The sequence below is a fragment of the Pantoea sp. RIT413 genome, assembly GCF_003057675.2.
Taxonomy (GTDB): Bacteria; Pseudomonadota; Gammaproteobacteria; order Enterobacterales; family Enterobacteriaceae; genus Pantoea; species Pantoea eucrina.
This window is the reverse complement of the sequence record NZ_QBJB02000001.1, coordinates 580,773-604,562: the sequence shown is the minus strand read 5'-3', so window position 1 is coordinate 604,562 and position 23,790 is coordinate 580,773. Positions and strand designations below refer to the sequence as shown.

25 protein-coding genes are annotated in these 23,790 nt (G+C 57.9%); 22 read left to right on the top strand and 3 right to left on the bottom strand.

The genetic code is table 11. The features are described from left to right. Window positions 1-46: 46 nt before the first annotated feature. Window positions 47-256 (bottom strand): hypothetical protein, encoded by a 210-nt coding sequence (locus DBY66_RS17780; RefSeq protein ID WP_139074200.1) that lies wholly within the window; start codon window positions 254-256, stop codon window positions 47-49. A 299-nt stretch (window positions 257-555) separates the two neighbouring features. Here DBY66_RS17780 and rluC point away from each other — a divergent pair, with 299 nt between their 5' ends. Further along, window positions 556-1,512, top strand: coding sequence for a 23S rRNA pseudouridine(955/2504/2580) synthase RluC (rluC, locus tag DBY66_RS02825; RefSeq protein ID WP_104084769.1), 957 nt, complete (start codon window positions 556-558; stop codon window positions 1,510-1,512). Between the two features lie 11 nt (window positions 1,513-1,523). On the opposite strand, the gene DBY66_RS02820 is transcribed toward rluC, so the two are convergent. Then, the gene (locus DBY66_RS02820; RefSeq protein ID WP_039383826.1) at window positions 1,524-2,108 is read right to left on the bottom strand and encodes a nucleoside triphosphate pyrophosphatase; all 585 of its coding nucleotides are present in this window, start codon (window positions 2,106-2,108) and stop codon (window positions 1,524-1,526) included. A gap of 140 nt (window positions 2,109-2,248) precedes the next feature. Between DBY66_RS02820 and yceD the strand changes: the two genes are divergently transcribed. The 21 genes from yceD (at window position 2,249) to DBY66_RS02715 (ending at window position 20,222) form a co-directional block, all read left to right on the top strand. After that, entirely contained in the window at window positions 2,249-2,770 is a 522-nt protein-coding gene (gene yceD, locus DBY66_RS02815; protein WP_039383829.1) for a 23S rRNA accumulation protein YceD, read from the top strand. 14 nt (window positions 2,771-2,784) lie between these two features. Beyond that, window positions 2,785-2,955: a 50S ribosomal protein L32 gene (gene rpmF, locus DBY66_RS02810; protein WP_007885783.1), complete on the top strand. Its 171-nt coding sequence runs from the start codon at window positions 2,785-2,787 to the stop codon at window positions 2,953-2,955. A gap of 27 nt (window positions 2,956-2,982) precedes the next feature. Beyond that, window positions 2,983-4,029 carry a phosphate acyltransferase PlsX gene (gene plsX / locus DBY66_RS02805; RefSeq protein ID WP_108569249.1) on the top strand — a complete coding sequence of 349 codons (1,047 nt, stop codon included), beginning with the start codon at window positions 2,983-2,985 and terminating at the stop codon, window positions 4,027-4,029. Continuing rightward, window positions 4,030-4,983, top strand: coding sequence for a beta-ketoacyl-ACP synthase III (locus tag DBY66_RS02800; protein ID WP_039383834.1), 954 nt, complete (start codon window positions 4,030-4,032; stop codon window positions 4,981-4,983). Window positions 4,984-4,999: 16 nt separating this feature from the next. Beyond that, window positions 5,000-5,932 (top strand): ACP S-malonyltransferase, encoded by a 933-nt coding sequence (fabD, locus tag DBY66_RS02795; RefSeq protein WP_071668737.1) that lies wholly within the window; start codon window positions 5,000-5,002, stop codon window positions 5,930-5,932. Between the two features lie 10 nt (window positions 5,933-5,942). Further along, the gene (fabG, locus tag DBY66_RS02790) at window positions 5,943-6,677 is read left to right on the top strand and encodes a 3-oxoacyl-ACP reductase FabG (RefSeq protein WP_039383840.1); all 735 of its coding nucleotides are present in this window, start codon (window positions 5,943-5,945) and stop codon (window positions 6,675-6,677) included. Window positions 6,678-6,830: 153 nt separating this feature from the next. Beyond that, entirely contained in the window at window positions 6,831-7,067 is a 237-nt protein-coding gene (gene acpP, locus DBY66_RS02785) for an acyl carrier protein (RefSeq protein WP_039383843.1), read from the top strand. Between the two features lie 84 nt (window positions 7,068-7,151). Next, the gene (gene fabF / locus DBY66_RS02780) at window positions 7,152-8,393 is read left to right on the top strand and encodes a beta-ketoacyl-ACP synthase II (RefSeq protein WP_039383844.1); all 1,242 of its coding nucleotides are present in this window, start codon (window positions 7,152-7,154) and stop codon (window positions 8,391-8,393) included. A 115-nt stretch (window positions 8,394-8,508) separates the two neighbouring features. Further along, complete coding sequence (gene pabC, locus DBY66_RS02775) at window positions 8,509-9,321, top strand: aminodeoxychorismate lyase (protein ID WP_094111376.1); 813 nt, start codon at window positions 8,509-8,511, stop codon at window positions 9,319-9,321. Next, complete coding sequence (gene mltG, locus DBY66_RS02770) at window positions 9,318-10,337, top strand: endolytic transglycosylase MltG (RefSeq protein ID WP_104084773.1); 1,020 nt, start codon at window positions 9,318-9,320, stop codon at window positions 10,335-10,337. The genes pabC and mltG overlap by 4 nt, the downstream gene beginning before the upstream one ends. Beyond that, a complete protein-coding gene (gene tmk / locus DBY66_RS02765; protein WP_039383850.1) occupies window positions 10,327-10,962 on the top strand; it encodes a dTMP kinase in 636 nt (211 codons plus the stop codon). Before mltG ends, tmk begins: the two co-directional genes overlap by 11 nt. Then, a complete protein-coding gene (gene holB / locus DBY66_RS02760) occupies window positions 10,959-11,951 on the top strand; it encodes a DNA polymerase III subunit delta' (protein WP_108569250.1) in 993 nt (330 codons plus the stop codon). The genes tmk and holB overlap by 4 nt, the downstream gene beginning before the upstream one ends. A gap of 15 nt (window positions 11,952-11,966) precedes the next feature. After that, window positions 11,967-12,758: a metal-dependent hydrolase gene (locus tag DBY66_RS02755; protein WP_108569251.1), complete on the top strand. Its 792-nt coding sequence runs from the start codon at window positions 11,967-11,969 to the stop codon at window positions 12,756-12,758. A gap of 280 nt (window positions 12,759-13,038) precedes the next feature. After that, window positions 13,039-14,472 (top strand): PTS glucose transporter subunit IIBC, encoded by a 1,434-nt coding sequence (ptsG, locus tag DBY66_RS02750; protein ID WP_039383858.1) that lies wholly within the window; start codon window positions 13,039-13,041, stop codon window positions 14,470-14,472. A 179-nt stretch (window positions 14,473-14,651) separates the two neighbouring features. Next, the gene (hinT, locus tag DBY66_RS02745; protein ID WP_039383861.1) at window positions 14,652-15,002 is read left to right on the top strand and encodes a purine nucleoside phosphoramidase; all 351 of its coding nucleotides are present in this window, start codon (window positions 14,652-14,654) and stop codon (window positions 15,000-15,002) included. Between the two features lie 17 nt (window positions 15,003-15,019). Next, window positions 15,020-15,385 carry a YcfL family protein gene (locus DBY66_RS02740; RefSeq protein ID WP_039383863.1) on the top strand — a complete coding sequence of 122 codons (366 nt, stop codon included), beginning with the start codon at window positions 15,020-15,022 and terminating at the stop codon, window positions 15,383-15,385. An 11-nt stretch (window positions 15,386-15,396) separates the two neighbouring features. Then, window positions 15,397-15,984, top strand: a complete 588-nt coding sequence (lpoB, locus tag DBY66_RS02735; protein WP_108569252.1) for a penicillin-binding protein activator LpoB — start codon at window positions 15,397-15,399, stop codon at window positions 15,982-15,984. Next, a complete protein-coding gene (gene thiK, locus DBY66_RS02730) occupies window positions 15,965-16,786 on the top strand; it encodes a thiamine kinase (protein WP_108569253.1) in 822 nt (273 codons plus the stop codon). The genes lpoB and thiK overlap by 20 nt, the downstream gene beginning before the upstream one ends. A gap of 15 nt (window positions 16,787-16,801) precedes the next feature. Beyond that, complete coding sequence (gene nagZ / locus DBY66_RS02725; RefSeq protein ID WP_108569254.1) at window positions 16,802-17,842, top strand: beta-N-acetylhexosaminidase; 1,041 nt, start codon at window positions 16,802-16,804, stop codon at window positions 17,840-17,842. Between the two features lie 243 nt (window positions 17,843-18,085). Beyond that, window positions 18,086-19,390 (top strand): NAD(P)/FAD-dependent oxidoreductase, encoded by a 1,305-nt coding sequence (locus DBY66_RS02720; protein WP_071668742.1) that lies wholly within the window; start codon window positions 18,086-18,088, stop codon window positions 19,388-19,390. 289 nt (window positions 19,391-19,679) lie between these two features. After that, complete coding sequence (locus DBY66_RS02715; RefSeq protein ID WP_039383872.1) at window positions 19,680-20,222, top strand: glycine zipper 2TM domain-containing protein; 543 nt, start codon at window positions 19,680-19,682, stop codon at window positions 20,220-20,222. Window positions 20,223-20,287: 65 nt separating this feature from the next. Here the strand turns inward: DBY66_RS02715 and mfd are convergent, their stop codons facing one another. After that, the gene (mfd, locus tag DBY66_RS02710; protein WP_108569255.1) at window positions 20,288-23,740 is read right to left on the bottom strand and encodes a transcription-repair coupling factor; all 3,453 of its coding nucleotides are present in this window, start codon (window positions 23,738-23,740) and stop codon (window positions 20,288-20,290) included. Window positions 23,741-23,790 lie beyond the last annotated feature (50 nt).

Below are 23,790 nucleotides of genomic sequence, written 5' to 3'. Positions count from 1 at the left end.
CTCACATGAGTGATAAAGCTGCGGGCATCGTTACCCTGGACGAGAATCAACCGATGGCCCCGTGTCTGCATGCACTGACGTCAACCTCACGGTTGTCGGCGGCTAAAGGGGCGCAAATCTTGTCGGTGGCCTGCTTTTCATAAGGAAAACCAGCGCCTGAAGGTGGAAATAATACAAAATTTTTGAAAATCCACACATCCCAGTCTGTTGTCCAGGCCGCAACCCGCAGCCCGCTAAGTGCCTGATAAAGCATCACGTCTTACGCCATTGCAGCGTGCTCGTTTTATCCGGCAAATTACCTTAATTTCGCTCTTTTTCTGCCCGAATCTTTCTGGTGCAGAAACAGCAGCATTATTCCACTGCTCACCCGCATATAGCAAGGCGACTTTTGTCGAGCTGTGAAGTTTGTAGACTCTTAACCTGTTCATTTGCGGGGCTAATCGGCAGTTTGCCGAAAAAGCCACCGTTTTGAGCGGTCAGAAGCCTGAAACCAGAGAGAGTTAAGCACAGAAAAAGGGGTGGCGCTATCAGGGGACACTATTTAGAATCGCCGGCATGAAAACAGAGAATCCCGGCGTACATTTTGTCGCCATCACGGCTGAAAATGCCGGACAACGTATAGACAACTTTTTGCGCACCCAGCTCAAAGGGGTGCCAAAGAGCATGATTTATCGCATTCTGCGGAAAGGCGAAGTGCGGGTAAATAAAAAACGCGTGAAGCCTGAATATAAGCTTGAGGATGGCGATGAAGTCCGCGTACCACCGGTGCGGGTCGCAGAGCGGGAAGAGCAGGCCGTGTCGCCAAAGCTTGATAAAGTCGCGGCGTTAGCGGATGCCATTCTGTATGAGGACGATCATCTGCTGGTGCTGAATAAGCCGTCCGGTACGGCAGTACACGGCGGCAGCGGCCTGAGCTTTGGGGTTATTGAAGGGCTGCGGGCACTGCGTCCGGAGGCGCGTTTTCTGGAGCTGGTACACCGGCTGGATCGCGACACCTCAGGCGTATTGCTGGTGGCTAAGAAGCGTTCGGCGCTGCGCTCATTGCATGAGCAGCTGCGTGAAAAGGGGATGCAGAAAGATTATCTGGCGCTGGTACGCGGCGACTGGCCTTCTCATCTGAAAGTGGTGCAGGCTCCGCTGCTGAAAAACATTCTGCAGAGCGGAGAGCGGGTAGTGCGCGTCAGCGCAGAAGGCAAGCCTTCAGAAACCCGGTTCAAAGTAGAAGAGCGTTTTGGGCTGGCGACGCTGGTTAAAGCCAGCCCGGTGACCGGGCGCACGCATCAGATCCGCGTGCATACCCTGCATGGTGGCCATCCGATCGCCTTTGACGATCGCTATGGCGATCGCGAATTTGATCGTCAGCTGGCTGGCACGGGGTTATCGCGCCTGTTTCTGCACGCGGCAGCGCTGACGTTTACGCATCCTGCCACCGGCGAAACATTACGCATGGAGGCGCCGCTGGATGCGGCACTCAGACACTGCCTGACCAGACTGCGGCAGAAAAAAAGCTGACGATACCGGCATCAGCCCAGCGGGTTGATGCCGGCCTTAATCAGCAGCTGATTAAGTGCAATCAGCGGCAGCCCGACCAGCGTATTCGGGTCGCGCCCCTCCAGCCTGTCGAACAGACAAATGCCAAGTCCTTCGCTTTTAAAGCTGCCGGCGCACGCCAGCGGCTGCTCCAGCTCAACGTAGCGCGCTATCTCCTGACTGCTCAGCGTGCGGAAGTGCACTGTAAAGGGCTCATATAGCACAAACTGCTGCCGGCTGGCGGGCTGCAGCAGCGCCAGCCCGGTATAAAACACAATCGCTTTTCCGCTCGCCTGAGCCAGCTGGCGGCAGGCGTTTTCGCGGGTGTGCGGCTTGCCGGCGATAGCGCCCTCCAGTACGCACACCTGGTCGGAGCCGATAATCCAGCGATCCGGAAACTGCGCAGCCAGCGCCTGCGCTTTGGCCAGCGCCAGGCGCTGCACCAGTTCAGGCGCACTCTCTTCGGGCTGCGGGGTCTCATCGCAGTCAGGCGCAGCAGTCACAAACGGTACGCCAAGCTTGCTGAGCAGCGCCTGACGAAACGGGGAGGTTGAGGCTAAAACCAGTGGCATCATCATTTTTTTACAGAATAGATAGCGTAAACATGACGGGCATTTTAAACTATGCGCCGCACTGGATGCGAATAGCAGGTGAAAGATGCCGTAAAACGGCCTTTTTCTTTGACTCTAAGACGTTACAAAGTTAATATGCGCGCCCTATGCAAAAGGTAAAATTACCCCTGACGCTCGATCCGGTCCGCGCCGCGCAAAAACGCCTGGATTATCATGGTGTTTATGCACCTGAATTGGTGGCGCGTCTGGCCGAAACGGTCGTGAGTGTGGACAGTGATGTGGAATGTACCATGTCGTTTGCGGTTGACAACCAGCGCCTCGCGGTTCTGCAAGGAACGGCGGATGTGCAGGTGACGTTAATGTGTCAACGCTGCAACCAGCCATTTCCGCAAGCTGTACACGTAAGCTATTGCTTTAGTCCGGTCTCTTCTGACGACCAGGCTGAGGCACTACCGGAAGCCTACGAGCCGGTTGATGTCAACGATTTTGGTGAGATCGACCTGCTGGCAGTGATAGAAGATGAGCTCATCCTCGCACTGCCGGTGGTTCCGGTGCATGATTCTGAACACTGTGAAGTGTCCGACGCGGACATGGTCTTTGGTAAGCTGCCTGAAGAGGCAGAAAAACCAAATCCATTTGCCGTATTAGCCAGTTTAAAGCGTAAGTAATAGGAGTAAGGTCCATGGCCGTACAACAGAATAAACCAACCCGTTCCAAGCGTGGCATGCGTCGTTCGCACGATGCCCTGACCACTGCCGCTCTGTCAGTAGATAAAGTTTCTGGCGAAACTCATCTGCGTCACCATATCACTGCGGATGGTTACTACCGCGGTCGCAAGGTTATCACCAAGTAATTCTTTGCGGTTACGCAAGGCGATACCTTGACACGTTTGACCCTGGCAGTTGATGCCATGGGCGGGGACTTCGGTCCCTGCGTGACAGTGCCTGCAGCCTTGCAGGCACTGGCCTCTCATTCGCAGCTGGTTCTTCTTCTGGTCGGCGATCCCGACACAATCTCGTCATTTCTTGCCAAAGCGGATTCCTCACTTTTGAGGCGTGTGCAGGTTATCCCTGCCGAATCGGTTATTGCAAGTGATGCGAAGCCTTCGCAGGCCATCCGTCAGAGCCGTGGCAGTTCTATGCGCGTGGCGCTGGATCTGGTTGTGGCCGGTAAGGCGCAGGCCTGTATCAGTGCCGGTAATACCGGTGCGCTGATGGGGCTGGCTAAACTCCTGTTAAAACCGCTGGACGGCATTGCACGTCCGGCACTGATGACCGTTCTGCCCCATCAGCAGCAGGGCAAAACGGTCATTCTTGATCTGGGGGCTAACGTCGACTCTGACAGCGATATGCTGGTGCAGTTTGCCATCATGGGAGCTGTCATGGCGGAAGAGGTGCTGGAGATCCGGCAACCGCGCGTTGCGCTGCTCAATATTGGTCAGGAAGAGACCAAAGGGCTTGAGTCGATTCGCGCCGCATCTGCGGTTCTGCGGGCAAGCCCTCAGATCAACTATATTGGTTATCTTGAAGGTAACGACCTGCTGACCGGCAAAACAGATGTGCTGGTGTGCGATGGCTTTGCCGGTAATGTAACGCTGAAAACGATGGAAGGTGTGGTGCGGCTGTTTCTGTCGCTGCTGAAATCGTCAGGCGAAGGTAATAAAGGTAAAGGGACCTGGTGGCTGAAACTGCTGGGACGCTGGCTGAAAAAGCGTATGATCAGGCGTTTCGGTCATCTAAACCCCGACCAGTATAACGGCGCTTGTCTGTTAGGATTGCGCGGAACAGTGATCAAAAGCCACGGCGCGGCCAATATTCAGGCATTCGCTGTGGCGATAGAACAGGCAGAGCAGGCGGTGCGTAAGCAAGTTCCCGAAAGAATTGCCGCGCGCCTTGACGCTGTATTAGCCAGGAGTGACAAAGCGTAGATGTATACCAAAATTATCGGAACAGGCAGCTATCTGCCTGAACAGATCCGCACCAATGCCGATCTGGAAAAAATGGTGGAAACCTCAGACGAGTGGATTGTCACCCGTACCGGTATTCGCGAGCGCCGTATTGCTGCACCGGATGAAACGGTTGCCAGCATGGGCTTTAACGCCGCACAGCGCGCGCTGGAAATGGCCGGCGTTGCCGCCAGCGACATTGGTCTGATTATCGTCGCCACAACTTCATCCAGCCACGCGTTCCCCAGCTCCGCATGCATGATTCAGCAGATGCTGGAGATAAACGACTGCGCAGCCTTCGATCTTGGCGCCGCCTGTGCCGGCTTTACCTATGCGCTGAGCGTTGCCGATCAATATATTAAAAACGGGGCGGTTAAACACGCGCTGGTGATTGGTGCTGATGTCCTGGCGCGTACGCTTGATCCCAGCGATCGCGGGACAATTATTCTGTTTGGCGACGGCGCGGGCGCCGTGGTACTGGGCCAGAGCAGCGAGCCGGGTATCCTCTCGACCCATCTGCATGCCGATGGCCGCTATGGCCAGCTGCTGACCCTGCCTTATCAGGATCGCGCGCGTCAGGATGAACCTGCCTACCTGACCATGGCGGGTAATGAAGTCTTTAAAGTTGCGGTAACCGAGCTGGCGCATATCGTTGATGAGACGCTGCAGGCGAATAATCTCGATCGCAGCGCGCTCGACTGGCTGGTGCCGCATCAGGCAAATCTGCGCATTATCAGCGCAACTGCCCGTAAACTCGGCATGGGCCTGGACAAAGTTGTGGTCACGCTCGATCGTCACGGAAACACCTCTGCGGCTTCGGTGCCGAGCGCGCTGGATGAAGCAGTGCGTGATGGCCGCATCAAGCCGGGACAACTGATTTTGCTGGAAGCCTTTGGTGGTGGTTTTACCTGGGGTTCTGCGCTGGTACGCTTTTGATTGACAGGAAGGACAGATGACGCAATTAGCTTTTGTTTTCCCGGGACAGGGATCTCAGACCGTTGGCATGCTGGCTGAACTCGCTGCTGACAACCCTCAGGTTGAAGCGACGTTTCGCGAAGCGTCTGATGCGCTGGGCTACGATCTGTGGCAGCTGGTTCAGCAGGGGCCGGCTGAAGAGCTGAACAAAACCTGGCAGACGCAGCCCGCTTTGCTGGCAGCTTCAGTCGCTATCTATCGCGTCTGGCAGCAGAAACAGGGCGCTCAGCCGGTGCTGCTGGCAGGCCACAGCCTGGGTGAGTACTCGGCGCTGGTTTGCGCAGGCGTGCTGGCGTTTGCAGATGCCATTAAGCTGGTAGAACTGCGCGGCAAGCTGATGCAGGAGGCGGTTCCGGAAGGGACGGGAGCTATGCAGGCAATTATCGGTCTCGATGATGAGGCGATTCGTAAAGCCTGTGAAGAGAGTGCGCAGGGTGAAGTGGTCTCGCCGGTGAATTTCAACTCGCCAGGCCAGGTGGTGATTGCCGGTAACAAAGACGCCGTTGAGCGTGCTGGCGCTGCCTGTAAAGCGGCCGGCGCGAAACGTGCGCTGCCACTGCCGGTCAGCGTGCCATCGCACTGTGCGCTGATGAAGCCTGCTGCAGTTAAGCTTGCTGTTGCGCTTGAAGAGATCGCCTTTAATGCGCCAGATGTGCCGGTAGTGAATAACGTTGATGTCAAATGCGAAAACGATGCTGCGGCTATCCGCAACGCGCTGGTACGTCAGCTTTATAGCCCGGTACGCTGGACCGAATCAGTACAATTTATTGCAGAACAGGGTGTGACTCAGCTGCTGGAGATGGGTCCGGGCAAAGTCCTGACCGGTCTGACCAAACGGATTGCTGATAACCTGACGGCTACTGCCGTGAACGATCCTGCGTCGCTTTCTGCGGCTCTCTCTCAGGAATAAGAGGAAAATCATGAATTTTGAAGGTAAAGTTGCGCTGGTAACGGGCGCAAGCCGCGGTATTGGCCGGGCCATTGCAGAGACACTGGCGGCGCGCGGTGCAAAAGTTATCGGCACAGCAACCAGCGAAAGCGGAGCTGAAGCCATCAGCGCCTATCTTGGCGACAACGGCAAAGGCCTGGCGCTGAATGTGACGGATGCAGCCTCTATCGACGACGTGCTGGCAAAAGTGCGCGCTGAATTTGGCGAAGTGGATATTTTAGTCAATAATGCAGGCATCACGCGTGACAATCTGCTGATGCGCATGAAAGATGATGAGTGGGATGATATTCTTAATACCAACCTGACATCAGTTTTCCGCCTCTCCAAGGCGGTCATGCGTGCCATGATGAAAAAACGTGTGGGCCGTATCATTACCATCGGTTCTGTAGTTGGGACCATGGGTAACGCGGGCCAGGCTAACTACGCTGCAGCAAAGGCGGGTTTAATTGGCTTTAGCAAATCACTGGCGCGTGAAGTCGCGTCACGTGGCATTACCGTAAACGTCGTGGCTCCGGGCTTTATTGAGACGGACATGACGCGTGCACTGAATGAAGATCAGCGCTCGGGCATTCTGGCAGAAGTGCCTGCAGGCCGTTTAGGCGACCCGCAGGAAATTGCCAATGCTGTTGCATTCTTAGCCTCTGACGAAGCAGCCTACATCACAGGTGAAACGCTGCACGTCAATGGCGGCATGTACATGGTCTGATAATCACGAAATCATTTGCATTATTTGCGGTAAACACCGCAGAATAGCGCAAAATCGTGGTTCGACCAGCCGGGATTTTGTTGCATCTTTTTCACCATTTTATACACTACGAAAACCATCGCGAAAGCGAGTTTTGATAGGAAATTAAATAGTATGAGCGATATCGAACAACGCGTTAAGAAAATCGTAGCTGAGCAGCTGGGCGTTAAAGAAGACGAAGTGGTTAACACTGCTTCTTTCGTTGAAGACCTGGGTGCAGATTCTCTTGACACCGTTGAGCTGGTAATGGCTCTGGAAGAAGAGTTTGATACTGAAATTCCAGACGAAGAAGCTGAGAAAATCACTACCGTTCAGGCAGCGATCGATTACGTCACTAGCCATCAAGGCTAATGAATATCTTCAGGCGGTCATATGACCGCCTGAGTTTTATGTTTGCCCCACATAGCGTTATTTTTCCCTCCCTGGAGGACGAACGTGTCTAAGCGTCGTGTAGTTGTGACCGGTCTTGGCATGTTGTCTCCTGTCGGCAATACCGTAGAGTCTACCTGGAGTGCTCTCCTTGCCGGTCAGAGCGGCATTACCCTGATCGACCATTTTGATGCCAGTGCTTATGCAACGCGTTTTGCGGGCCTGGTGAAAGATTTTAATTGTGATGAGTACATCTCGCGGAAAGATCAGCGCAAGATGGACGATTTCATCCAGTATGGTATCGCGGCTGGCATTCAGGCTATGGCGGACTCCGGTCTGGTCGTAACTGATGAGAATGCCGGACGTATCGGCGCGGCTATTGGTTCAGGTATTGGCGGACTGGGTCTGATCGAAGAGAACCACAGCTCGCTGGTTAAAGGCGGCCCGCGCAAAATCAGCCCGTTCTTCGTACCTTCTACCATTGTTAATATGGTCGCCGGTCATCTCACTATTATGTATGGCCTGAAAGGCCCGAGTATTTCGATTGCAACGGCCTGCACCTCAGGCGTACATAACATCGGCCACGCTGCACGTATCATTGCTTACGATGATGCTGATGTGATGCTGGCGGGTGGCGCAGAGAAAGCCAGTACGCCTCTGGGCGTTGGCGGCTTTGGCGCGGCGCGTGCGCTCTCAACACGAAACGACAATCCGCAGGCGGCCAGCCGTCCGTGGGATAAAGATCGTGACGGGTTTGTACTGGGTGACGGCGCCGGTATTGTGGTTCTGGAAGAGTATGAGCACGCCAAAAAGCGCGGTGCGAAAATCTATGCTGAAATCGTTGGTTTTGGCATGAGCAGCGATGCTTACCACATGACGTCACCGCCGGAAGATGGCTCAGGCGCCGCTGCAGCGATGGTCAACGCGCTGCGTGATGCCCGACTCGACCCGGCTCAGATCGGCTATGTTAACGCGCACGGCACCTCTACGCCAGCCGGTGATAAAGCTGAAGCGCAGGCGGTGAAATCCGTATTTGGCGCGTCAGCGCACAGCGTTATGGTCAGCTCGACCAAATCGATGACGGGTCACCTGCTGGGTGCTGCCGGTGCCGTAGAAGCGATCTATTCGGTTCTGGCGCTGCGCGACCAGGTTGTACCGCCAACCATCAATCTGGATAATCCGGATGAGGGTTGCGATCTGGACTTTGTGCCGCATACGGCGCGTCAGGTTAGCGGTCTGGAGTATACACTATGTAACTCCTTTGGATTTGGCGGCACCAACGGCTCGCTGATCTTCCGCAAGGTATAATCGCTATTCTGCCGAACAGAGGCCCGCAATGCGGGCCTTTTTTCTGATCTGCTCTTCAGCACAACTGTCCGGGCAGGTGAGATCATTTCAGGGCTGACTGCCTGAGGAGCGCGCGGTGTGGATTAACGGTATCCCGCAAACAATGCTGCCGGCCAGCGATCGAGCTGTCCAGTTTGGCGACGGCTGTTTCACCACGGCCGCCGTGCGTAACGGCAGCGTCGTGATGGCTGAGGCGCATCTGCAGCGCCTGGAGCAGGGGTGCAGGCAGCTTCTGCTGCCGCTGCCCGACCTGACGCTGCTGGCAGATGAAATGCGTTGCATTGCGCAGGGGCACGACCGGGCAGTGATGAAGATCATCCTGACGCCGGGAGCTGGCGGACGCGGCTACAGCCGGCGCGGCTGTCAGGACCCGGTGCGCATCCTCTCGCTCTCCCCCTGGCCGCACCATTACGCCGCGCTGCAGCAGCAGGGGGTGAGGCTGATTACCAGCCCGGTGCCGCTGGCGCGCAATCCGCTGCTGGCGGGCATCAAACATCTCAACCGGCTGGAGCAGGTGATGATTCGCCACCACCTTGATGAGACGGATGCTGATGAGGCGCTGGTACTGGACACCGCGGGATGCGTGGTAGAATGCTGCGCTGCCAATCTCTTCTGGCGCCGCGGCAACCAGATTTTTACGCCTCACCTTGGCCAGGCGGGCGTAAACGGCATTATGCGACGTTTTCTGATGGCGCAGCTGGCGGCCAGCGGCCAGGCTTGTCAGGAAATCAGCGCGCCGCGCGAAAGCGTACTTGGCGCTGATGAAGTCGTGATCTGTAATGCACTGATGCCGGTGCTGCCGGTGCGGCAAATCGATAACATTATTTTCAGTGAACGCACGCTGTACCAGCAACTTTTTACCTGTTGCCAGAAAATGGACGTAACATGAGTCGAATCAAAAAAATTATTGCGGGCGCGGCAGTCATCGCTGCCGCCGCTGCCGCGTTTAGCTACTGGCAGACAGAGCGCCTGGCAGATACGCCGCTGACCATTCACCAGGAAACGCTCTATACGCTGCCGGCGGGTAGCGGACGCGTTGTGCTGGAAGCGCAGCTGGAGAGCCAGCATATTATTCCGCACACTATCTGGTTTGGGCCGTTGCTCAGGCTGCAGCCGGAGCTGGCGGAGTTTAAAGCGGGTACCTACCGGCTGGAACAGGGCATGACCGTACGTCAGCTGCTGCAGCTGCTGGCCAGCGGTAAAGAGGCGCAGTTTCCGCTTCGTTTTATCGAGGGCTCACGCCTCAGCGAGTGGCTGAGCGAGCTGCGCAAAGCGCCTTATCTGAAGCATACGCTGCCGGACGACAGCTTTACCAGCGTAGCGGCGGCGCTGAAGCTGGACGCGGCACAGCTTGAAGGCAGCTTCTATCCCGACACCTATCTCTATACTGCCAATACTACGGATGTGGCGGTGCTGACGCGGGCGCATCTCCGCATGAACAAGCTGGTCGATGAGGTCTGGCAGACGCGCATGGCGAATCTGCCCTACAAAGCGCCGCGGGATCTGGTGACGATGGCGTCAATCATCGAGAAAGAGACCGGCGTAAGCGAGGAGCGCGCGCGGGTAGCGTCAGTATTTATTAATCGTCTGCGGACCGGAATGAAGCTCCAGACCGATCCCACCGTTATCTACGGGATGGGTGAGCGCTATAACGGCACGCTGACGCGCAGCGATCTCGACACGCCGACCGCCTATAATACCTACAGCATCAGCGGCCTGCCGCCGGGACCGATTGCGATGCCCGGACGCGCCTCGCTGGAAGCCGCTGCGCATCCGGAAAAGAGCAGCTATCTCTATTTTGTTGCGGATGGCAAAGGCGGGCATACCTTTACCACCAACCTTGCCAGCCATAACCGGGCGGTACAGGCTTATCGTCAGGCGCTGAAGGAAAAAAATGAAGAGTAAGTTTATTGTCATTGAGGGGCTGGAAGGCGCCGGCAAAACCACGGCGCGCGAGGCGGTGGTGGAAGTTTTGCAGCAGCACGGTATCCACGACATCGTCTTTACCCGTGAGCCGGGCGGCACACCGCTGGCGGAACAGCTGCGGGTGCTGGTAAAGCAGGGTATTGAAGGTGAACAGGTTACCGACAAAGCGGAGCTGCTGATGCTCTACGCCGCCCGGGTGCAGCTGGTAGAAAACGTGATCAAGCCGGCGCTGGCGCGCGGCGCGTGGGTAGTGGGCGATCGTCACGATCTCTCCTCGCAGGCTTATCAGGGCGGTGGCCGTGAAATGGATGCCGCGCTGATGACCACGCTGCGCGATGCGGTGCTGGGCGATTTTCGCCCCGACCTCACGCTTTATCTCGATGTGACGCCGGAAATCGGCTTGCAGCGCGCCCGTGCGCGCGGCGCGCTGGACCGCATTGAGCAGGAGTCGCTGCGCTTTTTCGAGCGGACCCGCGCGCGCTACCTTGCGCTGGCGCAGGCGGACGCCAGCATCGTCACTGTTGATGCAACGCAGGCTATCGATGAGGTGACAACGTCACTTAAAGCGGCCCTGCATCGCTGGCTGGCCGGGCAGCGCCCATGAACTGGTATCCCTGGCTGAACCAGCCCTACCGGCAAATTATTGCCCGTCACCAGGAGGGCGCAGCGCATCATGCGCTGCTGCTGCAGGCAGCTGAAGGTATGGGGGATGACGCGCTGGTGTGGGGCGTTAGCCGCTGGCTGATGTGTCAGCGGCGGGAAGGCGCTAAAAGCTGCGGCACGTGCCACGGCTGTGAACTGATGCAGGCGCATACGCATCCGGACTGGTATCGGCTGGAAGCAGAAAAAGGAAAGGCGTCGCTGGGCGTGGATGCTGTGCGCGACGTCACGGAAAAGCTCTATCATTTTGCGCAGCAGGGCGGTGCGAAAGTGGTCTGGCTGCCGGACGCCGCGCAGCTGACGGAAGCGGCTGCCAATGCGCTGCTGAAAACGCTGGAGGAGCCACCCGCAAACTGCTGGTTCTTTCTCAGCGTGCGTGAGTCCTCCCGGTTGCTGGCTACGCTGCGCAGCCGCTGTCTCAGCTGGCCGCTAATTCCGCCGGAGGAGTCGCAGAGCCTCGCCTGGCTGGGCCGTGAAGTAACACAGCCAGAAGCGGCGCTGCGCGCTGCGCTGCGTCTGAGCAGCGGTGCGCCCGCCGCAGCGCTGGCGCTGCTGCAGCCCGCGCGCTGGCAGACGCGTCAGGCACTGTGCGATACGCTGATCGCGGTGCTGAATGATGACATTCTGCAGCTGCTGCCTGCGCTGAACAGTGATGACGTGGCCGATCGCCTCAGCTGGCTTATCTCGCTGCTGGTGGACGCCATGAAAATGCAGCAGGGTGCTGCGGCGTGGCTGAGTAATGGCGATCGGCCTGATGTTGTGACCGCGCTGGCCCGGCAGCTGAACAGCAACGCCCTGAACAGCAGTGTGCAGCAGTGGATAGCCTGTCGCGAACAGCTGCTGCACGTTGCATCGCTTAACCGCGAACTTATTCTGACCGACCGGCTGCTGGCGTGGAGCCGTTTACTGGCACCGCCTGTCATCAGCCCGTAATTATCCGAGAAAATTATGTTTATTGTTGATTCCCATTGCCACCTCGATGGCCTTGACTATGAAAACCAGCACCGCGACCTGGATGACGTTATCGCCAAAGCCGCCGCGCGCGACGTAAAATTTATGCTGGCAATTGCCACCACGCTGCCAGACTACTATCGCATCAAAGCGCTGGTCGGCGAGCGACAGAATATTGCGCTGGCCTGCGGCGTTCACCCGCTGAACCAGGATGAACCCTGGGATGTGGCGGAGTTTCGTCGCCTGGCAGCGGAAGAGCAGGTGGTAGCGCTGGGTGAAACCGGCCTCGACTACTTCTATCAGCAGGAGACCAAAGCGCAGCAGCAGGCCGCTTTCCGCGAACATATTCGCACCGGTATTGCGCTGAATAAGCCGATCATCGTGCATACCCGGGACGCCCGTGACGATACGCTGGCGATCCTGCGTGAAGAGCAGGTCGAAAAGTGCGGCGGCGTGCTGCACTGTTTTACCGAAGATCGCGCAACCGCAGCTAAGCTTCTGGATCTCGGCTTTTATATCTCCTTCTCCGGTATTCTGACGTTCCGTAATGCGGAGCAGATCCGCGATGCCGCGCGCTTTGTGCCACTGGATCGGATGCTGGTAGAGACAGATTCTCCCTATCTCGCGCCGGTGCCGCATCGCGGTAAAGAGAACCAGCCTGCATTTACCCGCGACGTGGCCGATTATATGGCGGTGCTGAAAGGGGTGGATATCGAGACCCTGGCCGCGACGACTACGGAGAATTTCTCACGCCTGTTTCACATTCCTATGACGCGTCTGGGCGCCTGAGCTTTATTTCAAACGCTGTAATTAATCCGTAATGAACTGCCTGCGTCAGGTTATTTCCGACGCAGGCAGTGTTTTATTGCGCTATTATCCGGCAGGTCAGTCAGAAAGTGCTGAAAGCTGCCGGCTCTCATTGAGGAAACGTGATAGCCGTCAAAGTAACGCGCCCCCATTTATTTTACTCTTCGTAATAAATCAAAAGACGCTCAGCGTCACCCGGCTGCGGAACCTCCCCCGCTGCCACGCGCATCGCGCAACTATGCACTCATACTCAGGAGCTTCTATGTTCAAGAACGCATTTGCGAACCTGCAGAAAGTAGGTAAATCGCTGATGTTGCCGGTATCGGTTCTGCCGATTGCCGGTATTTTGTTAGGTGTTGGTTCTGCAAACTTCAGCTGGCTGCCGGCCGTGGTCTCCCACGTCATGGCCGAGGCGGGCGGATCGGTGTTCGCCAATATGCCGCTGATTTTTGCGATCGGTGTGGCGCTGGGCTTTACCAATAACGACGGCGTGTCAGCACTGGCGGCGGTTGTCGCTTACGGCATTATGGTTAAAACGCTGGCGGTCGTGGCGCCGCTGGTACTGCATCTGCCAGCCGCAGAGATTGAAGCGAAGCATCTGGCGGACACCGGCGTACTGGGCGGGATCATTGCCGGTGCGATTGCTGCCTATATGTTTAACCGCTTTTACCGTATCAAGCTGCCGGAGTACCTCGGCTTCTTTGCCGGTAAACGCTTTGTTCCGATTATTTCCGGTCTGACCGCTATCTTTACCGGTATTGTGCTGTCGTTTATCTGGCCACCGGTGGGTACGGCAATTCAGGATTTCTCCCAGTGGGCTGCGTATCAGAACCCGGTTGTCGCTTTTGGCATCTACGGCGTGATTGAGCGTGCGCTGGTGCCTTTCGGCCTGCATCATATCTGGAACGTTCCTTTCCAGATGCAGATTGGTGAGTTCACCAATGCGGCCGGCCAGGTATTCCACGGCGATATCCCGCGTTACATGGCGGGAGACCCGACTGCCGGTAAACTCTCAGGCGGCTTCCTGTTTAAAATGTATGGTCTGCCGGCTGCTGCTATTGCTATCTGGCATTCGGCGAAGCCTGAGAACCGTGCCAAAGTTGGCGGTATCATGATCTCTGCCGCGCTGACCTCGTTCCTGACCGGTATTACCGAACCGATTGAGTTCTCTTTCATGTTCGTGGCACCGATCCTCTACGTGATCCACGCGATTCTGGCAGGTCTGGCGTTCCCTATCTGTATCCTGCTGGGTATGCGTGACGGTACCAGCTTCTCGCACGGCCTGATCGATTTTATCGTCCTGAGCGGTAACAGCAGCAAAATCTGGCTGTTCCCGATTGTTGGCATCATCTACGGCCTGGTTTACTACACCGTTTTCCGCGTGCTGATTGTAAAACTGAATCTGAAAACGCCAGGTCGTGAAGATACCGCGATTGAGCAGAGCAGCGTCACCGGCAGTGAAATGGCGGGCAAGCTGGTCAGCGCCTTTGGCGGCAAAGAGAACATCACCAATCTGGATGCCTGTATTACCCGTCTGCGCGTCAGCGTGGCCGATGTGGCAAAGGTTGATCAGGCTGAGCTGAAAAACCTGGGCGCCCGCGGCGTTGTGGTTGCCGGTTCCGGTGTACAGGCTATCTTTGGCACTAAATCAGATAATCTGAAAACGGAAATGGATGATTACATCCGCAGCATGTAACGCCTTTGCAGCAAGATTGTGCACCGTTACTGAAAACCCCCTCCCGTGAGGGGGTTTTTGTTTGTCTGCGCGACGCTGTAAAAGCAGCCAGTCAGCGAAGAAAAGCCGGGAGAAGGTTGAAAGAAGCGGATTTTCTCGCGCATACTGCCAGACTGACTCAGGTAAAAAGGAACCGCACCATGGCTGAAGAGACTATTTTCAGTAAAATCATTCGCCGTGAAATTCCGGCCGATATTATCTACCAGGATGAACTGGTCACCGCCTTTCGTGATATTGCACCCAAAGCGCCCACTCACGTGCTGATTATCCCTAATGTCCTGATCCCTACGACGAACGACGTTAAGCCTGCGCATGAACATGCGCTCGGGCGGATGATCACCGTGGCGGCGAAAATTGCCCGCGATGAAGGCATTGCTGAAGATGGCTATCGCCTGATCATGAACTGCAATCGCCACGGCGGTCAGGAGGTCTATCATATACACATGCACCTGGTGGGTGGTGAACCCCTGGGCCCGATGCTTGCTTATTAACCTCAGGCGGACCTGATATGCGTCGATGGCTGAGCGGCCTGCTATTATTGACTCTGGCAGGCTGCAGTAGTGATAAACCGATGATTAATACCTCGCAATCGCTGGTGATGGAGTCATCCGTGCTGTCAGCGGGGATTATTACTGACGAGCCACAGCTTACCAGCCGCGACGGTCAGCTGCAGGCGGCCAGCACGCTGCAGAATCTGCGTGAAGCGCCTGTTACGGTTCATTATCGTTTCTACTGGTATGACGATAAGGGACTGGAAATTGAGCCGCAGGAGCCGGCACAGACGCAAACTGTTCCCGCACACGGCAGCGTGATGGTGGCTTCGCAAATGGGCAATCTTACCGCCAGCAAAGTGCGGCTTTATCTTTATCTCTAAGGAGTAACCCCGTGATCCGCAGTGTTCAACGTTCTGGCGCGCTACTGTTTGCGCTGATGCTTACCGGCTGTGTGGTAAAACAGCAGACGCCGGCGCCGGTCGAACCGACGCAGCCGACGACCCCGGTTCAGCCGGAGCCGCAACCCGTGCCGCCGCCACAAAATGTGCCGCAGCCGCCTAAGCTAAAGACCATTAACTGGAGCGCCAGCGTCTCACCGCTGGTGGCCAATATGGTGCAGTCTGCCGGGGTGAATCCGGGCAGCGTGCTGCTGGTCGATCGCCTTAAAAACAGCACCAACGGCGCGCTGCAGACCGAAAAAGCCACCAGTGCCATTCAGAGCGCGCTGGCGAACAACGGCAAGTTTACCCTGGTATCTGATGATCAGCTGAATCAGGCTCGCCAGACGCTGGGCCTCTCACCGGAAGATAGTCTGAACTCGCGCAGCAAAGCGATTGGACTGGCGCGCATCGTAAACGCGCAGTATGTGCTTTACAGCAATGCGAAAGGCGAGGTGAAGTCACCCACGCTGCAGATGCAGCTGATGCTGGTGCAGACCGGCGAAATCATCTGGTCAGGTAATGGTGCAACACAACCCTGATCCCGCACTGGTTGACCTGGTGCAGCAACAGTGGCCGACGGCACCCGCCGCCGGCTATTTTTTCGCGCTGCCGGGTCTGAGCGGCAACAGTTTTCAGATTGCGGGCGGGCAGGAGACGCTGCTGGTCCGGCGCACGCCTCTGCAGCCGATTCCTTTTGTTAACCGGCAGCGCGAATACCGTATTTTACGCCAGCTGCGTAACGCCGGCCTGGGGCCGGAGCCGCTCAGCTGGCGCTCCCCGTGGCTGCTGCAGCGCTGGCTGCCGGGTGAGGCGCTGACGCCTGCCGCCTTTGACGCACAGCGCAGCGCAATAGTGGCGCTGGTAAGCACGCTGCACCGGCAGCCGCTGACCGGCTATCCCCTGCGGCTGCTGCCGCTGTTGCAGCTCTACTGGCAGCGCTGCCGCCAGCGGCACTGGCGCTGGCTGGCGCGCCTGCAGCGGCTGCAGCGACAGGGGGAACCGCGCCCGCTGCGCCTTGCGCCGCTGCATATGGATGTCCATCCGGGCAATGTGATCGCGACGCCAGCCGGGCTGAGGCTGATTGACTGGGAGTATGCAGCCGATGGCGACGTGGCGCTGGAGCTGGCTGCCATCTGTGCATGGGCGCCGGCGCAGGCAGCGGCGTGGACAGAAGAGTATGCCGCACGGACGCACATGGATGCGGCCGTGCTGGCGCGTCAGATCGCGCGCTGGCAGCCGTGGCTGCAGCTGCTGATGGCGAGCTGGTATCAGCTGCGCGCCGAGCAGAGCGGCGAGGCAACTTTACAGCAGCTGGCGCAGACCAGCTGGCAGGATATTTAATTCAGGAACTGAGCTATGACAATCAATGCACCCGGCCCGCTGATGCTGGACGTGGCGGGCTATACGCTGGACGCAGAAGAGCGCGAGATATTGCAGCACCCGCTGGTGGGCGGACTTATTCTGTTTACGCGCAACTTTCATGACGTTGCTCAGCTCCGCGAGCTGGTGCGTCAGATCCGCGCCGCTTCCCGTAACCGGCTGGTGGTGGCGGTGGATCAGGAAGGCGGGCGCGTGCAGCGTTTCCGCGAAGGCTTCACGCAGCTGCCGGCAATGCAGTCTTTTGCTGCCCTGCACGATTTGACTGCGGCAGGCGAGCTGGCGCAGCAGGCGGGCTGGCAGATGGCGGCGGAGATCACCGGGCTCGATATCGATATCAGCTTTGCACCGGTGCTCGATATCGGCCACATCAGCGCCGCAATCGGCGATCGGGCGTTTCATGCCGATCCGGCCATTGCGCTGCAGATCGCGCGGCGCTTTATTAACGGCATGCGCGAAGCCGGTATGAAAACCACCGGTAAACATTTTCCCGGCCACGGCGCGGTCAGCGCGGATTCGCATAAAGAGACACCGCGTGATACGCGCGACGCCGCCACGCTGCGCCAGCACGATATGGCTATTTTTCAGCAGCTCATCAGTGAACAGCTGCTGGATGCGGTGATGCCGGCCCACGTTATCTACACCCAGGTCGATCCGCTGCCCGCCAGCGGCTCGCCTTACTGGCTGCAGCAAGTGCTGCGTCAGGAGCTCGCCTTTGACGGCGTGATCTTCTCCGACGATCTCTCAATGGAGGGCGCCGCCGTGATGGGCAGCTACGCCGAACGGGCGCAGCAGTCGCTGGATGCCGGTTGCGATATGATTCTGGTCTGCAACCAGCGGGCGGGCGCCATTAGCGTGCTGGATAATCTGCAGGCGGGTCCGGCAGAACGTATTGCACGGCTCTGGCATCGCGGGCAGCATACGCTGGATGAGCTGCAGAGCAGCGCGCGCTGGCGGCAGAATCAGCGTCAGCTCAGCGATCTGCAGGCGCGCTGGCTGGCGCATAACGCACAGCAGTAAGCGTTGCGAAGCGCCGCGTTCCCTGGGGGAATGCGGCGTTTGTCGTGTGATGCTATTCACAAAACGTGTAACATTCTGATAATCCCCGCGAAAGATTGATCTGCATCAATTTCCTTATGATCTGGTTAGACCGGCGTGATATTCTGCCCTCAGCGCGCGATTAAACATCGCCAACCCTATGTTTATTAAGGTTTTATTTAACCATTAATTAACTTTTGGTTTACAACTTTGAGGGGGTCTGCATTGACTACAACCATGGAAAAGATCGTCATTATTGGCGGAGGCGCCGGTGGCCTGGAGCTGGCAACGCAGCTGGGGCATAAGCTGGGGCGCAGCAAAAAAGCGGAGATTATTCTGGTTGACCGCAACCACAGTCATCTCTGGAAACCGCTGCTGCATGAGGTGGCGACTGGCTCTATGGATGAGGGCATTGACGCGCTGAGCTATCTGGCTCACGCCCGTAACCACGGCTTTCAGTTTCAGCTGGGATCGCTGACGCAGATCCACCGCGACCGCAAAACCATTGAACTGGCAGAAATCCGCGACGCTCAGGGTGAGATTCTGGTGCCGCAGCGTGAGCTGGCGTGGGATCGTCTGGTGGTGGCGCTGGGCAGTACGTCCAACGATTTTGGTACGCCGGGCGTGAAAGATCACTGCATCTTCCTCGACAATCCGCATCAGGCGCGTCGCTTCCATAATGAGATGCTGAATCAGTTCCTGCGTTTTTCCGCCAGCGAAGGCGAATTGCAGAAAGTGAATATCGCCATTGTTGGCGGCGGCGCCACCGGCGTGGAGCTCTCCGCTGAACTCTACAATGCGGTGAAGCAGCTGCACAGCTACGGCTACAAAGGTCTCGACAGCAGCGCGCTCAACGTCACGCTGGTGGAAGCGGGTGAGCGCATTCTGCCTGCGCTGCCACCGCGCATCTCTGCGGCGGCCCATCAGGAGCTGACCAAACTGGGCGTACGCGTTCTGACGCAGACCATGGTGACCAGCGCCGATGCGAAAGGGCTTAACACCAAAGAGGGTGAGTATATTGCTGCCGATCTGATGGTGTGGGCAGCAGGCATCAAAGCGCCTGACTTTATGAAAGAGATCGGCGGCCTGGAGACCAACCGCATTAACCAGCTGGTGGTTAAAGAGACGCTGCAGACCACGCGCGATGAAAATATCTACGCGCTCGGCGACTGCGCCTCCTGTGCGCTGCCAGGTGGCGGCTTCGTGCCGCCGCGCGCGCAGTCGGCGCATCAGATGGCGTCACGGGTGCTGGATAACATCCTCGCACAGCGTAAAGGCAAGCCGCTGAAAGCGTACGTTTATAAAGATCACGGCTCGCTGGTTTCGCTGTCGCGCTTTACCACCGTGGGCAGTCTGATGGGTAACCTGATGCGCGGCTCAATGATGGTGGAAGGGCGCATTGCGCGCTTTGTCTACATCTCTCTGTATCGTATGCACCAGATTGCGCTCCATGGATACTTCAAGACCGGCCTGATGATGCTGGTTGGCAGTCTGAACCGCGTACTGCGTCCGCGACTTAAACTGCACTAATCAATAGCGGGCGACACAGTGTCGCCCGCGCCCGTTTTGCCCGCAATAAGCTGCTGATAATCATCAGTTCACCGCAACATTACCCGCCCCGAATCCGCGGCTCGGAACTCTCCTAAAAGCTGGCCCTGCTGCGCTTACGCTGCGTTTCCTCCATTAATCTGATGTTGCAATTCCGGACCATCTGCAAAACTTATCTTCAGGAACACGGCGCGGCGCGCACGCCGGTTATGCCTCCGCTACAGCCTGTAGCGACGGGAATGCGCGGTAACACTGTCAGGAGGATATTCCTGTGAATAAATCAATGCTTGCGGGTATCGGAATCGGCGTAGCAGCAGCGCTGGGCGTGGCGGCGGTCGCCAGCATGAACGTGTTTGATCGCGGTCCGCAATTTGCTCAGGTGCTGTCAGCCACCCCGATTAAAGAGAGTATTAAACAGCCGCGTCAGGAGTGCCGTAACGTTACGCTGACGCACCGTCGTCCGGTACAGGATGAGAACCGCATTGCCGGTTCGGTGCTGGGTGCCGTCGCGGGCGGCGTGCTGGGTCATCAGTTCGGCGGCGGTCGCGGTCGCGATGTGGCTACCGTAGCGGGTGCGCTGGCCGGCGGCTACGGCGGTAATCAGGTGCAGGGCGCTCTGCAGGAGCGGGACACCTACACCACCAGCGAACAGCGCTGCAGAACGGTATACAGTAAACAGGAAAAGATGCTGGGTTATGATGTGACCTATAAAATAGGCGACCAGCAGGGCAAAATCCGTATGGAGAATGACCCTGGCACCCGCATCCCGCTTGATCGCAACGGTCAGCTCATCCTGAATTCGAATCAGGCCTGATTGGGCAAAGCTATTTCACAGCAAACCAGATAAAAAAGCGCCGTAAGGCGCTTTTTTCTTTTGCATCAGCCCGCCGGCAGCCGGTGCTTTGCCAGTTCGGTGATAAACTCCTGAACCCACTCCATGCGCAGCTTGCGTTCAGCCAGATCGCGCGTGAAGCGCAGCCGCGTCGGGCCATCCAGCTTCCACTGTGCCGGATCTTTCTGCAGCAGGCTAATCAGCCAGCCGGGATCGATCTGGTTCTGCGGGGCAAACTCAAAGAAGCCGCCTTTGTCACTGGCTTCAATTTTGCGCACGCCCAGCTCGCGCGCGGCCAGGCGCAGCGCGGCGATATCCAGCAGATTGCGCGCGGCGTCAGGCAGTTTGCCAAAGCGGTCAATCATCTCTACCCGCAGTTCAGCCAGATCCTGCTCGTCGGCGGCGCTGGCAACCCGCTTATAGAGTGAAAGACGGGTGCTGACATCGGGAATGAAATCGTCGGGCAGCAGCGCCGGCATCCGCAGTTCAATCTCGGTCTGATTGCTGGTGAGATCTTCCAGCGACGGCTCGCTTCCCGCTTTCAGAGCATCCACCGCATTTTCCAGCAGCTCCATATAGAGCGTAAAGCCGATGCTCTCCATCTGACCGCTCTGATCCTCGCCCAGCAGCTCACCGGCGCCGCGGATTTCAAGATCGTGCGTCGCCAGCGCAAAGCCGGCGCCTAAATCTTCCAGCGAGGCGATCGCCTCCAGCCGCTTCTGGGCATCGGTGGTCATCGCTTTCGGGTGCGGTGTCAGCAGCCAGGCGTAGGCCTGATGGTGCGAGCGGCCAACGCGCCCGCGCAGCTGGTGCAGCTGCGCCAGACCAAAGTGATCGGCACGTTCAATGATGATGGTGTTGGCGCTGGGTACATCGATACCGGTTTCAATGATGGTGGTACAGACCAGTACATTAAAACGCTGATGATGGAAATCGTTCATTACCCGCTCCAGATCGCGCTCGCGCATCTGGCCGTGACCAATCGCGATACGCGCTTCCGGCACCAGATCCGCCAGCCGCTGCGCCGCTTTCTCAATGTTTTCCACGTCGTTATAGAGGTAGTAAACCTGACCACCGCGCAGCACCTCGCGCAGAATCGCTTCGCGCACCACCAGGCTGTCATATTCGCGCACAAAGGTTTTCACCGCCAGGCGACGGGCAGGCGGCGTGGCGATAATCGACAGATCGCGCATGCCGCTCATCGCCATATTCAGCGTACGCGGAATAGGCGTAGCGGTCAGCGTCAGGATATCGACGTCGGCGCGCATCGCCTTGATGCGCTCTTTGTGCCGCACGCCAAAGCGGTGCTCTTCATCCACAATCAGCAGCCCGAGGTCGCGCCATTTGAGATCGCTCATCAGCAGTTTGTGCGTGCCGATCAGAATATCGATTTTGCCTTCGCTCGCCTGCTCCAGCACCTGTGCCTGCTCTTTCGCGCTGCGGAAGCGTGACAGCATCTCGATACGCACCGGCCAGTTGGCAAAGCGATCGCGGAAGTTGTCATAGTGCTGCTGCGCCAGCAGGGTGGTGGGAACCAGTACCGCCACCTGCTTGGTGTTCTCCACGGCCAGAAACGCCGCGCGCATCGCCACTTCCGTTTTACCAAAGCCCACGTCGCCACACACCAGGCGATCCATGGCCAGCGGCTGGCACATATCACTCAGCACGGCGTTAATTGCCTGCGCCTGATCCGGCGTGGTTTCAAACGGGAAGCCCTCGCAGAACAGCCGATACTGCTCGCGATCGTGCTTAAAGGCGTAGCCGCTTTTCGCAGCACGCTGGGCGTAGATATCCAGCAGCTCCGCCGCCACGTCGCGTACCTTTTCCGCCGCTTTCTGCCGCGCGCGTGACCAGGCGTCGCTGCCCAGCTTGTGCAGCGGCGCATTTTCATCGGCGCCACCGGCGTAGCGGCTGATCAGATGCAGTGAGGAGACCGGTACATAAAGCTTGGCGTCGCCGGCGTAGGAGAGCATCAGGTACTCCGCCACAATCCCGCCAGCCTCCAGTGTGGTGAGTCCGATATAACGTCCGACGCCGTGCTCCAGATGCACCACCGGCTGCCCCGGATGCAGCTCCGCCAGGTTGCGGATCAGCACGTCCGGATTGATGGTGCGGCGATTATCCTGCCGGCGACGGCTGACGCGCTCGCCCAGCAGGTCGCTTTCACAGATCAGCGCGCGATTGCGCAGCGTATCGATAAAGCCACGCTCGCTGGCGCCAATCATCAGGCTGTAAGGCTGAGCCGCCGCTTCGCTGAAGTGTTCAACCGGCTGAGGGCGTAGCTTAATGCGCGCCAGCAGCTCCTGCAGACTTTCCCGGCGGCCTTCGCTCTCTACCGAGAAAATAACCTGGCCGCTAAACTGCTCCAGAAACTGGCGCAGCAGGTCGAGTGGTGCTTTCGCCTGGGCCTGCACGGTCAGTTCCGGCAGCGGTTCATAGGCCAGGTTGGTATTGGCGGCTTTTTCCGGCAGCGTTTCTGCAGTGAGCTGCATGCGCGGCCAGGCTTTCAGTTCGCTGAGCAGCGCATCGGGCCGCAGCCAGAGCGTGGCCGGCTCCAGCAGCGGGCGCATCGGGTCGATGCGCCGGTTTTCAAAGCGTGCGTGCGCATCCTGCCAGAAGCGCTCTGCGCTGCCAGCCAGATCGCCGCAGTTCAGCACCAGCGTGCTGGCGGGCAGGTAGCTGAACAGCGTGGGCAGCGGCTGCTCAAAAAACAGCGGCTGCCAGTATTCGATGCCGGAGGGCAGCGTGCCTTTACTGACCTGCTGATAGATATGCTCCGGCTCGCGGCGCACGTCGAAAATCTCGCGCCAGCGGGTGCGAAACAGCTCAATCGCCGCTTTGTCCGTAGGAAATTCGTGCGCCGGCAGGAGATTAATCGCATCCACTGACTCCAGCGTGCGCTGGCTGTCGACGTCGAACAGGCGCAGGCTGTCAATTTCATCATCAAAAAAGTCGATGCGATAGGGCTGGTCGCTGCCCATCGGGAAGAGATCGAGCAGGGCACCGCGCGTGGCATATTCGCCATGCTCCATCACCTGATCGACGTGGCGGTAACCCGCCTGTTCCAGCTGATCGCGCAGCGCGTCGCGGGACAGTTTTTGTCCCTGCTGCATCACCAGCGCGTGCCCGTGCAGGAAGCTGTGCGGGCAGACGCGCTGCATCAGCGTATTGACCGGCAGAATCAGCATGCCGCGAGCCAGCATCGGCAGCTGGTAAAGCGTAGAGAGGCGCGCTGAAATAATATCCTGATGGGGCGAAAAGCTGTCGTAGGGCAGCGTTTCCCAGTCCGGCAGATTAATCACCGGCAGGTCGGTAAACTGACGGATCTCCTCCTGCAGCCGCAGCGCGGACTGCATATCCGGGGTGATCATCAACACCGGACCCTGATGGCGTTCGGTGATACTGGCGCACTCAACCGCCTGCGCGGCGCCGACCAGCTGGCCGAGCTGACGATGGTCTCCTGCTTTGGCAGGCAGGGTATAACGATGCTGTTCCGACATAGGGTCTCGACGTGCTCTCCTTGTATTTCAGGGCGTCATCATTCCATAAA